This window comes from Mesorhizobium sp. M8A.F.Ca.ET.208.01.1.1 (genome assembly GCF_004791315.1).
Taxonomy (GTDB): Bacteria; Pseudomonadota; Alphaproteobacteria; order Rhizobiales; family Rhizobiaceae; genus Mesorhizobium.
Genome location: NZ_SRUT01000001.1, coordinates 1,774,110 through 1,786,759, shown reverse-complemented (window position 1 = coordinate 1,786,759; position 12,650 = coordinate 1,774,110). Strand labels below are relative to the sequence as shown.

General features: G+C 62.7%; 11 protein-coding genes. 8 read left to right on the top strand and 3 right to left on the bottom strand.

The genetic code is table 11. The annotated features are described in order from the left end of the window. Window positions 1-44: 44 nt before the first annotated feature. The 5 genes from EN851_RS09190 (at window position 45) to EN851_RS09170 (ending at window position 6,154) form a co-directional block, all read left to right on the top strand. Window positions 45-971 (top strand): DMT family transporter, encoded by a 927-nt coding sequence (locus EN851_RS09190; RefSeq protein ID WP_135929027.1) that lies wholly within the window; start codon window positions 45-47, stop codon window positions 969-971. Further along, complete coding sequence (locus EN851_RS09185; protein WP_127871457.1) at window positions 964-1,167, top strand: hypothetical protein; 204 nt, start codon at window positions 964-966, stop codon at window positions 1,165-1,167. The genes EN851_RS09190 and EN851_RS09185 overlap by 8 nt, the downstream gene beginning before the upstream one ends. Window positions 1,168-1,328: 161 nt before the next feature. After that, complete coding sequence (locus EN851_RS09180; protein WP_127871458.1) at window positions 1,329-1,781, top strand: MucR family transcriptional regulator; 453 nt, start codon at window positions 1,329-1,331, stop codon at window positions 1,779-1,781. Between the two features lie 136 nt (window positions 1,782-1,917). Next, window positions 1,918-3,795 (top strand): ABC-F family ATP-binding cassette domain-containing protein, encoded by a 1,878-nt coding sequence (locus EN851_RS09175; protein WP_135919679.1) that lies wholly within the window; start codon window positions 1,918-1,920, stop codon window positions 3,793-3,795. 238 nt (window positions 3,796-4,033) lie between these two features. Then, window positions 4,034-6,154, top strand: coding sequence for a molybdopterin oxidoreductase family protein (locus EN851_RS09170; RefSeq protein ID WP_135929026.1), 2,121 nt, complete (start codon window positions 4,034-4,036; stop codon window positions 6,152-6,154). A gap of 138 nt (window positions 6,155-6,292) precedes the next feature. Here the strand turns inward: EN851_RS09170 and EN851_RS09165 are convergent, their stop codons facing one another. From EN851_RS09165 to EN851_RS09155, 3 genes are all read right to left on the bottom strand, one after another. Next, window positions 6,293-6,787, bottom strand: a complete 495-nt coding sequence (locus EN851_RS09165; RefSeq protein WP_135929025.1) for a hypothetical protein — start codon at window positions 6,785-6,787, stop codon at window positions 6,293-6,295. A gap of 328 nt (window positions 6,788-7,115) precedes the next feature. After that, complete coding sequence (locus tag EN851_RS09160; RefSeq protein WP_135929024.1) at window positions 7,116-8,258, bottom strand: NAD(P)/FAD-dependent oxidoreductase; 1,143 nt, start codon at window positions 8,256-8,258, stop codon at window positions 7,116-7,118. A gap of 64 nt (window positions 8,259-8,322) precedes the next feature. Next, window positions 8,323-8,802 (bottom strand): Lrp/AsnC family transcriptional regulator, encoded by a 480-nt coding sequence (locus tag EN851_RS09155; protein ID WP_127280719.1) that lies wholly within the window; start codon window positions 8,800-8,802, stop codon window positions 8,323-8,325. Between the two features lie 105 nt (window positions 8,803-8,907). Here EN851_RS09155 and EN851_RS09150 point away from each other — a divergent pair, with 105 nt between their 5' ends. The 3 genes from EN851_RS09150 to EN851_RS09140 are packed head-to-tail and all read left to right on the top strand — an operon-like array spanning window position 8,908 to window position 12,513. Then, window positions 8,908-10,116, top strand: coding sequence for a diaminopropionate ammonia-lyase (locus tag EN851_RS09150; protein WP_135929023.1), 1,209 nt, complete (start codon window positions 8,908-8,910; stop codon window positions 10,114-10,116). Continuing rightward, entirely contained in the window at window positions 10,113-11,360 is a 1,248-nt protein-coding gene (locus tag EN851_RS09145; protein ID WP_135929022.1) for a Zn-dependent hydrolase, read from the top strand. The genes EN851_RS09150 and EN851_RS09145 overlap by 4 nt, the downstream gene beginning before the upstream one ends. After that, on the top strand, window positions 11,353-12,513 hold the full coding sequence (locus EN851_RS09140; RefSeq protein WP_135929021.1) for a M20 aminoacylase family protein: 1,161 nt from the start codon (window positions 11,353-11,355) through the stop codon (window positions 12,511-12,513). Before EN851_RS09145 ends, EN851_RS09140 begins: the two co-directional genes overlap by 8 nt. Window positions 12,514-12,650 lie beyond the last annotated feature (137 nt).

The following is a 12,650-nucleotide window of genomic DNA, read 5'->3' as shown; positions in this document are numbered from 1 at the left end:
GACCCATGATCCCGAAAAGTGGAGACCGGTTTTCGGACGGGATCATGGTCGAACGCAGAGATAGGGGCCTATGCCGATTCCTTCTGCATGGATCGGGCTCGATATCCGCGCTGGTCTTCGCTGCCGGGGCGGTGGCGTTGTGGTCGACAAATGCGCTGGTCGGCAAGTCCCTGCTGGCCAGTCACCCGGTGTCGCAGGTGCAGTTCCTGCAATTTGTAGGGGCCGCCCTGGTCTTCGCGGTCATCCGGTCGATGAGCCGCGAGAAAGCCGCGACGACCACGGCAAGCACCGCGCTGGTGCCGCTCGCGATCGGCTTTATCGGTCTGGTCGGCACCATGGTGCTGCAATATATCGCCTTTGCCTCGATGCCGGTGATCGAAGCCAATCTCGTGGCCTACACCTGGCCCTTGATGGTTGCCGCGGCAGTGATCGCTTTCGACAATCCCCGGCGTCCGGCCTTGCTGGGCATTGCCGCGGCCCTTGGCTTCGTCGGCGTCGCGCTGGTGATTTCGGGAGGGCGTGACCGCACCTGGTTCCAGGGTGATCTCGCCGGCTATTCGGCCGCATTCGGGTCCGCGCTGTGCATGGCTTTCTATTCGGTGATGGTGGGGCGGCTCGCCACGTCGCCGGACCGCCTGTTGCTGCCCTCGTCGCTGGTCGGCGTCGCCTTGACGCTTATATGGTCCGCTCGCGAAGGCGTCGCCTGGCCCACCGGAGTGGATCTGGTCCTCGGGCTTTATCTCGGCGCTGGCCCGATGGGGCTGGGTTATTACTTCTGGTCACGCGCCTTGAAGCTCGGAGGCAGCGGCAAGGTGGCTGTCGTCGCCTATCTCACGCCGATTGCTTCGACGCTGCTGTTGACGTTGTCCGGCGAACGGCTGACGACCACCGCCATTGCCGGAGCCATTCTCGTGATCGGCAGTTGTGTCGCGGTCGGTCTGGAGCGTTCGGAGGCGCAAGACTATGTTTGATGACAATGAACGTCTCGCCAGGCAGGAAGCGCATTGGCTGATCAAGGAATTTGGCGCCGAGGCACCGCTTTACGCCGCAATGAAGGCCGAAAAGGCGATTGAACAGAAGGATTTCGGGCGTTGTGCCCGCTGGAAGCGTATTCTTGAGATATTGGCCGACAGCCGCCCAACCAAGTCTGCCACCTCCAAGTATTAGATTTTCTAATTTGCACGACGTCGATTTCTCATAAAAGTAGTTGATGCCAAGTCTTGATTCGTTTTGGGATTTGGCGGCCCGTTGGGGGGCGCGGTTAAAGAGATACATCGACAAAAGTCTTTACTGGGGTAGATGACTTTGTCGCAGATAGGGTGAAAGAATTGTCAAATATCGAGGATAAGACCGTTATCGAGCTGACCGCCGATATTGTCTCGGCCTATGTAGGCAACAATCCGCTTCCGGCTTCCGGCCTGCCTGACCTGATTGCCAGCGTCAGCGCCTCGGTCCGAAAGCTGGCTGGTGCGGCCGTCGTGGAAAGCCCGAGCCTTGTTCCGGCCGTAAATCCGAAAAAGTCGGTGTTTCCCGACTACATCATCTGCCTGGAGGACGGAAAGAAGTTCAAGTCGCTCAAGCGACACCTCAGGACGGACTACGGTTTGAGCCCGGATGACTATCGGGCCAAATGGGGCTTGCCGCCGGACTATCCGATGGTCGCGCCGAATTACTCGGCGACCCGGTCGGCGCTGGCGAAATCGACGGGACTTGGCCGCAAGCCGGTCGCTGCGCCGGCGGTCGTGGCCAAGGCGACAAAGCGTGGCAAGGCCACTGCCTGAGGCCTTTCTGGCCGGTATCGCAGGTCACTGATCGCCTGCTCTGGCGGCGCATTGTGCGCGCCGTTTCCAGGCCTTGTGCGGCCAACTGGCCCGCAAGGTCTTGCGAAGCGTTGATGTCCAGTGCAAAAGCGCGGCCATGCTTATCATCAATGACCTTTCACTCCGCATGGCGGGGCGCTTGCTTCTCGACCACGCCTCGCTCACCTTGCCGGCCGGCACCAAGGCCGGTCTCGTCGGCCGCAACGGCACCGGCAAGACGACGCTGTTCAAGGCCATAACAGGCGATTTTCCCTCCGAGACAGGCTCGATCAGCCTGCCGAAGAATACGCGCATCGGCCAGGTGGCGCAGGAAGCGCCTGGAACCGAGGACCCGCTGATCGAGATCGTGCTCAAGGCCGATCTCGAGCGCACGGCGCTGCTCGAAGAAGAGAAGACGGCGACCGATCCGCACCGCATCGCCGACATCCACATGCGGCTGGCCGACATCGATGCTCATTCGGCCGAGTCGCGCGCGGCCACCATCCTCGCCGGCCTCGGCTTCGACGACGCCGCGCAGCGGCGTCCGGCCTCGTCCTTCTCCGGCGGCTGGCGTATGCGCGTGGCGTTGGCCGCCGTACTGTTTTCCGAGCCGGATCTCCTGCTGCTCGACGAGCCGACCAATTATCTCGACCTCGAAGGCACGCTGTGGCTGGAAAACTACGTCTCAAAGTATCCGCACACCGTGCTCCTGATTTCGCACGATCGCGATCTGCTCAACCGCGCCGTCAACTCGATCGTTCATCTCGACCAGAAGAAGCTGACCTTCTGGCGCGGCGGTTACGACCAGTTCGAGCGCCAGTACACCGAGCAGAAGGAGTTGCAGGAAAAGGGCCGGGTCAAGCAGGAAGCCGCCCGCAAGCATATGGAATCCTTCGTCGAGCGGTTTCGCGCAAAGGCCTCCAAGGCAAGACAGGCGCAGTCGCGCATCAAGGCGTTGGAAAAGATGAAGCCGATCTCGGCCATCGTCAACGACACGGTGCGGCCGTTCTCTTTCCCCGAACCTGTGAAGACGGTGGCCTCGCCGATCGTTGCGCTGAACAACGTCAATGTCGGTTATACCGAGGGCCAGCCGATCCTGAAGAAGATGACGCTGCGCATCGACGCCGACGACCGCATCGCGCTGCTCGGCGCCAACGGCAACGGCAAGTCGACCTTCGCCAAATTGCTGTCGGGTCGCCTGAAGCAGGAAACCGGCACCATGACGGTGGCGCCCGGGCTGAAGGTGGCGATCTTCGCCCAGCACCAGCTCGACGATCTGCGCCCCGAGGAGAATGCCTATGAGCATGTCCGCCGGCTGATGCCGGAGGCGCCGGAATCCAAGGTGCGCGGCCGCGTCGCCCAGTTCGGTCTCACGACCGAGAAGATGAACACGCCCGCCAAGGATCTGTCCGGTGGCGAGAAGGCGCGCCTTCTGATGGGCCTGTCGGCCTTCGAGGGTCCGAACCTGTTCATCCTCGACGAGCCGACCAACCACCTCGACATCGACAGCCGCGAATCGCTGATCCATGCGCTGAATGAATTTCCCGGCGCCGTCATTCTGATCTCGCACGACCGCCATCTGCTGGAGGCGACGGCCGACCGGCTGTGGCTGGTCAAGGATGGTGCGGTCAATCCCTATGACGGCGACCTCGAGGACTACAAGACGCTGGTGACCGGCGTCTCCGGCGACCGCCGCGGCAAGCGCGAGGCCGACAAGGCATCAAAAGCCGACCGCCGCCGCGACGCCGCAGCGCGCCGCGCCGCCTTCGAGCCGTTGGCCAAGGAAATCCGCGCCACCGAGGCGCTGATGGACCGTATCCGCAAGCGCATCGACGGCATCGAGGACGAACTGTCCAATCCGTCGGTCTACGAGAAGGATCCGTCGACTGCGACCAGGCTCGCCAAGGAACGCTCGCAGCTTGCCCAGACGCTTGCCGGCCATGAGGAAAAATGGCTGACCATGTCGGCGGAATATGAGGAAGGGACGGCGGAGTAGAGCTAATCTCCCCCCTCGTGGGGGAGATGCCCGGCAGGGCAGAGGGGGGCGCTGTCCCGCCAACCTGCCGGTCTCTTTGCAATCACCATCGCCAACTTCGGTGGCATATTGATGGGGCTCGATAGGCCGCGATCCTTCGCGCCCCCCTCTGTCCTGCCGGACATCTCCCCCACAAGGGGGGAGATTGGCTAATCATCTGGCCCTACACGCCACCGTCAAAACCCGCTAGACAAATGGCATGAACCAGCACGCCAAGCTTCGTATCGGCCATTCGGCCTGTCCGCATGATTGCCCGTCGACCTGCGCGCTTGAGGTCGAACTGCTTGACGGCAACCGCATCGGCCGCGTCCATGGCGCCAAGTCCAATACCTATACGGCCGGGGTCGTCTGCGCCAAGGTCGCCCGCTATGCCGACCGCGTCCATCATCCCGACCGTTTGCTGAAGCCGCTGGTGCGCAAGGGCGCCAAGGGCGGGGGCGTCTGGCAGGAGGCAAGCTGGGAAGCCGCACTCGACCTCGTTGCCGAGAATTTCATCGCGGCCGAGGAGAAGTACGGATCGGAGACGGTCTGGCCTTACTATTACGCAGGCACGATGGGGCTGGTGCAGCGCGACGGCATCGACCGGCTGCGGCATGTGAAGAAGTACTCGGGCTTCTTCGGCTCGATCTGCACCAATCTCGCCTGGACCGGCTGGATGATGGGGGCGGGCGCCTTGCGCGGTCCCGATCCGCGAGAAATGGCCAAATCCGATTGCGTCGTGATCTGGGGCACCAATGCGGTGGTCACGCAGGTCAATGTCATGACCCACGCCATCAAGGCGCGCAAGGAACGCGGCGCGAAAATCGTCGTCATCGACGTCTATGAAAACGCCACGATGAAACAGGCCGATATGGGCCTGGTGCTGAAGCCCGGCACCGACGGCGCGCTGGCTTGTGCTGTCATGCATGTCCTGTTCAGGGAAGGCCTGGCCGACCGCGCCTATCTCGAAAGATACACCGACGATCCCCAGGGCCTTGAAGCGCATCTGCGCACCCGCACGCCGGAGTGGGCGGCTGATATCACCGGTTTGACGGTCGCCGAGATCGAGGCCTTCGCCCGGCTCGTCGGCACGACGAAAAAGACTTATTTCCGGCTCGGCTACGGCTTTGCGCGCCAGCGCAACGGCGCCGTCAACATGCATGCGGCGTCATGCATCGCCGCGGTCACCGGCACCTGGCAGTATGAGGGCGGCGGCGCCTTCCATTCCAATTCCGGCATCTTCAAGCTCAATCAGGATGTGCTGGAAGGCTCAAGAATGCGCGATCCCTCGATCCGCTATCTCGATCACTCGCGCATCGGCCCGGTGCTGACCGGCGCCAGCGACGCGCTCTACGGCGGACCGCCGGTGACGGCCATGCTCATCCAGAACACCAATCCGGTGAATGTCGCGCCCGAGCAGCGGCTGGTGAAGCAAGGTTTCCTGCGCGACGATTTGTTCACCTGCGTGCACGAGCAGTTCATGACCGACACGGCCAAGCTTGCCGATGTCGTGCTGCCGGCGACGATGTTCGTCGAGCATGACGACATCTACAAGGGCGGCGGCAACCAGCACATCACGCTCGGCCCCAAGCTGATCGAGCCGCCGGAAGGGCCGCGCACCAACCATTTCGTCATCGAGCAACTGGCCGAGCGCCTCGGCGTCGCCGATCGGCCGGGCTTCGGCCTCACCGAGCAGCAGCATATCGACATCATCCTCGGCAAGCGCGGGCTGGGCAGCTTCGATTCCTTGAAGGAAGAGAAGTGGGTCGACCTGCAGCCGGATTTCGAGACCGCGCATTTCATCCGGGGCTTTGGCCATGCGGACGGCAAATTCCGCTTCCGCGCCGACTGGACAGGGCAGGCGGCTCCCAACCGGCCGCCGAAGAGCATGGGCCTGTTCGGCCCGGTGGCGCGATTGCCGGAATTTCCCGATCATGTCGACCTGATCGAGGTGGCCGACGAAGCGCATCCGTTCCGCCTGACGACCTCGCCGGCGCGCAACTTCCTCAACTCGACCTTTTCCGAGACACCGGTTTCAAGGGCGAAGGAAGGCCGCCCCGAACTCCTGCTGCATCCCGACGATGCGGCGGCTCTCGAACTTGCCGACGGCGACCGTGTCGAGATCGGCAACATGCGCGGCGAGGTGGTGCTGCACGCCAGATTGTTCGACGGCATCAAACGTGGCGTCGTGATCGCCGAAGGCATCTGGCCGAACAGCGCGCATGAGCGCGGCGAGGGCATCAACGTGCTGACCGGCGCCGATGCCCCCGCGCCCTATGGCGGCGCGGCCTTCCACGACAACAAGGTGTGGTTGCGCAAGGCAAGGGAGCTGGCGGCATAGCCGGTCAAGGATTTCCTGGTCGTGCATCTGGTGACGCAGCAACAAAAGCAAAAATATTGGCCGCGCGCCGCACATGGCTGCGAAGATAATATTGTTGAGATTTTAGCGGAGACTATGTATCGCGAAAATAACTAGTGATTAGAAATAATTTAGCTTTGAGATGGGGTGTACGTCAAGTTCATTTGCAAGAAATTTTGAAATATTTTTTATATGATTGTTGAATGAAATAGAAATGCCTAGATGAAAAACTGCGAAAAAAACGAGGTAGAAAACCATATCGGGTGCATTTTTATTGGCTATTAGGAGACATATCCATCCAAAAAAAGCCAAAATTAAAGCTGGATACGATATCCATGTCCCGCTATTAACAAATGATCCATGTATAAATTTACCACCTTCACTTTCAATAAATTTTGCCTTAAAGGTTGTAATGTTTCTGTATACTCCCGCTTCAATCCAGAATTTCTTATTGACGTTGTCTAAAAGCGCTCTGCTTATCAAGCTACCGTGATTTTCCTTCGCATCAGAAAGTCTAAAAAATAGATCTTTTTCTGATGTCTCATATTTGAAATCTCCGACCATTCTTGGGAAGGCCAAAAGTCTTAGGAAGCTGCTATGTTTGAAAGGTTCCATGAAGCTCCGCTTGGTCTTATTTACCAGATACGAGGTCCCGCATAAATTTCCAATTTAAGGCTACGATTTTGCACCTGAGCTTTGCAACGCCCTTTAGTCGGCTTTGCGCCAGCTCACCCAATATTCCGGCTCTTCCGGTCCTGGCAGGCGTTTTTCTCATTCGACCGTAAATCCTGCTCCGGTTAGGGCCGCCACGGCCCCAACCAGGATCTCTCCAACATGACGGGGCTTGTCGCCGCCAAGCTGGTGAAGGAGATCGCCGGCATGATGCTGAAGACAGCACCGGCCGCTGATTGAGAGACAACAAGCGCAGCCGAGGCGCGGAAAGTCACACTGGCAGGAATTCGGCCACCTTTTTCCTGTTCAGCCGGTGCCGGATGTCGTCGGCGATCGACTGGGCCTCGATCCCGATTTCGCGCAGCAAGCCGGTGACGGCGTTGTGGAAACCAACAAGGTAGAGGCCGAGGTCCGAAGCTTGCGCGGTAACGCCGCTGCGATCCGGCTGGATGCCGGGGTCCAGGAATTTGGCATAGCCCGGCCGGTAGCCGGTGGCGAAGAGGATGGCGTCGAATTCGCCGTGGCCGCCATCGACAAAACGGGCACCGCGTTCCGAGATTTCGGCGATGTCGGGCGCCACCTTGATCGCGCCTTCGCGGATCTTGCCGATCGTGCCGACATCGATCACCGGAATGCGCGACGCAAGGGCGATCTGTTGCAGCAATCCCTGCTTCGGCCGTCTGAGCCCAAATTTCTCCAGCCTGCCCAGCACAAGGTCGAGAATGAGGGGGAACAGGGCGTCATTGATGCGCCGCGGCCCGAGCCGCGTCGCCATGCCGACCATTTGGATCGGCACGCCGAACAGTTCGCGCGGCACGATGTGAACGCCGTCGCGCACCGAGATCGTCGGCCGGGCACCGCCTTCCGCCAGATCGAGCGCAATCTCGGCACCGGTGTTGCCCATGCCGACGACCAGCACCGACTGGCCGGCAAAAGGCCTAGAGTTGCGGTAGTCGGCGCTGTGCAGCATCTTGCCCTTGAAGGCGTCGATGCCGGCAAATTTGGGCAGCAAGGGCTCGGCATTGTAGCCGGACGCGATCACCACGTGCCAGGCGCGTAAGGCGCCGGACGTCGATTCCACCCGCCAGCCGCGGCCCTCCCGGGTGATCGCTCGCACGGTTTCGCCGAAGCGGGGCTCGAGGTCGAAACGCTTCGCATAGGCGTCGAGATACGCGACCACGAGATGGCGCGGCACATAGCGCGGATAATCCTTGGGGAAGGGGACGAAGGGCAGCGAAGAGTAGCGTTTGGTCGTATGCAGATGCACGCGATCATAGTGACGCCGCCAGGCCGGCGCGGCCTGCTGCTCCTTTTCGAGCATGACAAAATCCACTCCGGCTTGCCGCAGGCACGCGGCAACCGCCAGGCCCGCTGGCCCGGCACCGATGATCGCGACCTTCGTGGTTTCGTCCATGCGCGCCTCCACCGCCAATTCGCGATCCTGAGAATGTCAGAAACGTGGCAAGGGTGCCACGGGCTCATCCAGGCAAGGGCACCGTCAACCCGACCTTGACGCGGTCCATGGCGACGAAGGTGCGGAACTTCCGCACATTGTTGCTGCCGAAGAACAGTTTTCGCGTCAGCGCCTCATAGGCGCCCATGTCGGCCACGGTGATGACGAGGATGAAGTCGGCTTCGCCGGTGACATAATAGCATTGCTGCACGTGCGGCTCTGCCGAGAATTGCCGCTTGGCCGCATCGATCAGTTCGGTGCGTTCGCTCTCCAATTCGACCTCGACGAAGATGGTGATGGGCTGGCCGACGGCAGCCGGCTCCACCACGGCGACGTTGCCGGCAATGACACCGGTCTGTTCCATGCGCTTGATGCGGCGCTGCACGGCCGGCGCCGACAGGTTCACCGCCTCGCCGATCAGCCGTTGCGGCGTCGTATTGTCCCGCTGCAGGATGGCAAGGATGGCGAGATCGAAGCTGTCGAGGGAGACCGGCGACTGCGGCATTGGCGTATCCTGACGAAACAAACTTGCATTTTGAGAGCCGAATTACAGCGCCTTTTGCGCATGTCCCGCAATATCGTCTCTCGGACGACGCCGAGGAGACCGCCAATGTACCTGCCCAATAGCAATGCCCTGCATCGCCAGCCACTGGGCGCGGCCGATGCCGAAACCCTCGGCGTCGCCGGGGCGAACACGGTCGAGCGTTTCCTTGCCCGCCGTGACAATCACCTGGCAACGCCGCTGCACGCGCTGCCCGCGCTGGCGGCCGAGCTCGGTCTCGGTGCCTTGCACGTCAAGGATGAGGGCTTTCGGCTCGGCCTCGGCAGCTTCAAGGCGCTGGGCGGCGCCTATGCGGTCTTCCGCCTCGTCCTGGAAGAAGCCAGCAAGCGTCTGGGCCGCTCCGTCGATGTCGGCGATCTCGATCGGCCCGAAGTCCGGTCGGTCGCGGCGACCATGACGTTTGCTTGCGCCACCGATGGCAATCACGGCCGCTCCGTCGCCCAGGGCGCCGAGCTCGTCGGTGCCAAGGCGGCGATCTTCGTCCATGCCGGCGTCAGCGACGAACGCGTCGCTGCCATCGCCCGCTACAGGGCCGAGATGATCCGCGTCGACGGCAATTACGACGATTCGGTCAGGCAGGCGGCGCGTATCGCCGCCGAGAAAGGCTGGACGGTGGTGTCCGATACCTCATGGCCGGGCTACGAACGCATTCCGGGGCTTGTCATGCAGGGCTACACGGCGATCGTGCGCGAAGCGCTGCGCCAGCTCTCCGACCCGCCAACGCATGTCTTCGTGCAGGCTGGCGTCGGCGGCATCGCGGCGGCGATCGCCGGCCATCTCGCCATCGTGCTCGGAGAAGCCAGGCCTGTTTTCACGGTGGTGGAACCTGCGCGCGCCGCCTGCGTCTTCGGCGCCGCCAAAGCCGGGCACCCGGTCCAGATCGCGCATGGCGAGGCGACCGTCATGGCGATGCTCGAATGCTACGAGGCCTCGCCTGTCGCCTGGCGCGTACTGGCACGCGTCGCCGATGCCTTCATGACCGTCGACGAGGACGACGCCGTGGCCGTGATGCGGCGGCTGGCAAGGCCGTCCGGCAACGATCCGGCCATCGTTGCCGGTGAAAGCGGAGGGGTCGGTCTTGCCGGACTGATCCGGGCGATGGCCGGTCACAAGGCCGAGCTTGGCCTCGACGCCACTTCGCGCGTGCTGGTCATCAACACCGAAGGCGCGACCGACCCCCGCCGCTATGCCGAACTCGTCGGCATGAACCCGGCGGATGTGCTTGCCGGCAAGATGCTTTCAGGAGCAACGCCATGATCTCGATCGACGGACAAAGACTGCTTGGCCGCATCCGCGAACTCGGCGGCATCGGCCGTGATGGCGAGGGCAGGCTGGTGCGGCTGGCAGCCTCCGATGCCGACCGGCTGGGTCGCGACCGCTTCGTCGGCTGGCTGCGCGAGGCCGGGCTCGAAATCGCCATCGATCGCATGGGCAACATCTTCGGCATCTGGCAGGTAGCTGAGAACGCCGGGCAGGCGCCAATCCTCGTCGGCTCGCATATCGACACCGTCATCGATGCCGGCATTTATGACGGCTGCTACGGTGTACTGGCCGGCCTGGAGGTCATCGAGACGCTGAAGGGGTCAGGCTATGTCCCGTCGCGCCCGCTCGCGGTCGCCGCCTTCACCAACGAGGAAGGGGTTCGCTATTCCCCCGACATGATGGGCTCACTGGTCCATGCCGGCGGCGTCGATATCGCGGCGGCGCTGGCCGCCGTCGGCACCGACGGCAGCGTGCTGGGGGAGGAGCTGGCCCGCATCGGCTATGCCGGCGACGAGGAGCCCGGCTTCCTCAAACCGCATGTCTATCTCGAACTGCATATAGAGCAGGGCCCGGTGCTGGAACGCGAAGGCGTGCCGATCGGCGCCGTGGAAAACCTGCAAGGCATCTCCTGGCAGCGCATCACCATAGATGGCATCGCCAACCATGCCGGCACCACGCCGATGTCGATGCGCAATGATGCCGGCCATGCGGCTGCGCGTGTCGTCACGTTCCTGCACGACCGCGCCAAAGCCTCGAACACGCCGACCGTTGCAACCGTCGGCACGATGCGTTTCGAGCCAAACGCCATCAATGTCATTCCCTCGCGCGCCGTCTTCACCGTCGACCAGCGCGACCCTTTCGAGCATCGCCTGCAGGCGGAGGAGGCGGCACTTGCCGCATTTCTCGAGGACCTCGCGGCCGCCGATGGCGTCACGGTCTCGGTCGAGCGGCTGGCCCGCTTCGAGCCGGTGATTTTCGATAGCCGCATCGTCGAACTGATCGAGGCTGCCGCCAGCAACCGCGGATTGGTCTCGAAGCGCATGACGTCAGGCGCCGGCCATGATGCGCAGATGATGGCGCGCCTTGCGCCCGCGGCGATGATTTTCGTGCCGAGCGCCGGCGGCATCAGCCACAATCCGCGCGAACATACGGACGATGCCGAGCTTGTCGCCGGCGCCAACATCCTGCTTGATGTCGTCGCCCGCCTTGCGGATCAGGAGATATCAGGCAATGGCTGAAATCGACCGTGACGCGCTGAAGCTGGAGATGACCGGGTGGCGGCGCGATCTGCACGCGCACCCCGAATTCGGCTTCGAGGAGAAGCGCACCGCGGCCTTCGTCGCGGCCAAGCTGCGCGAATTCGGCCTGGACGATGTCGCCGAGGGTGTCGGCGGCACAGGCGTCGTCGGCACGTTGAGGCGCGGCAGCGGCAACCGTGCCATCGCGCTCAGGGCCGACATGGATGCGCTGCGCATATCAGAGCAATCGACCGCGCCACACCGCTCCGGCAATCCCGGTCTCATGCATGCCTGCGGCCATGACGGCCACACGGCGATGCTGCTTGGTGCGGCCAAGCTTCTGGCCGGGGAGGGCGGTTTCGACGGCACCGTGCGCTTCATCTTCCAGCCGGCGGAGGAATGGGGAAAAGGCGCGTTGGCGATGCTCGACGATGGCCTGATGCAGCGCTTTCCCTTCGACGAGGTCTTTGGCCTGCACAACATGCCTGGCCTGCCCGTCGGGCATTTCGAAACCCGCGCCGGTGCGGTCATGTCGGCCGAGGATATCTTCGAGATCGTGCTCAAGGGGTTGGGCGGCCACGCTGCGCGGCCGCATTCGGGTCAGGAAACGCTGGTCGCCGCCTGTGCGCTGGTCACCAGTCTTCAGACCATCGTCTCGCGCCGGCTGAACCCGGCCGACATCGCCGTGGTTTCGGTGACCGAACTGATCACCGACGGCACCCGCAACGCACTGCCGGGCCTTGCCCGCGTCCTTGGCGACGCGCGCAGCTTCCGCCCCGAGGTCAGCGCCGAGATCGAGCGCCAGATGCGCATCATCGCCGAAGGCATCGCTGCCGCGTACAATGTTGCCGCCGAGGTCAGCTACACCAGGGAATTCGTGCCTTTGCGCAACGACGCCGAACTGGTCGATGCGGCCTTCGCCGCCGCTACGACGGTTTTCGAGCCTGGCAATATCGCGGTCGCCCGCGAACCGATGACGGCGTCGCAGGATTTCGCCCGCTTCCTCGACCACGTGCCGGGCTGCTTCGTCTTCCTCGGCAACGGCGAGGGTTCGGCGCCGCTTCACAATTCCAGCTACGACTTCAACGATGACGGGCTGTTGTTCGGCGTCGATTTCCATGTCGCCATCGCCAGACAGCGGCTTGGGACTTGAACCCACGGGGGGCTTTTCGCGGCACTTTACCGGGGGAAAACGCCCGGAAAAGGCCGATATCCTTGATCTCGCATGACGCTGCGGCAAGACTCAGCTAGCGTGCTTCACGCGGCGGACCTGATATCCGCCTGGCCGGC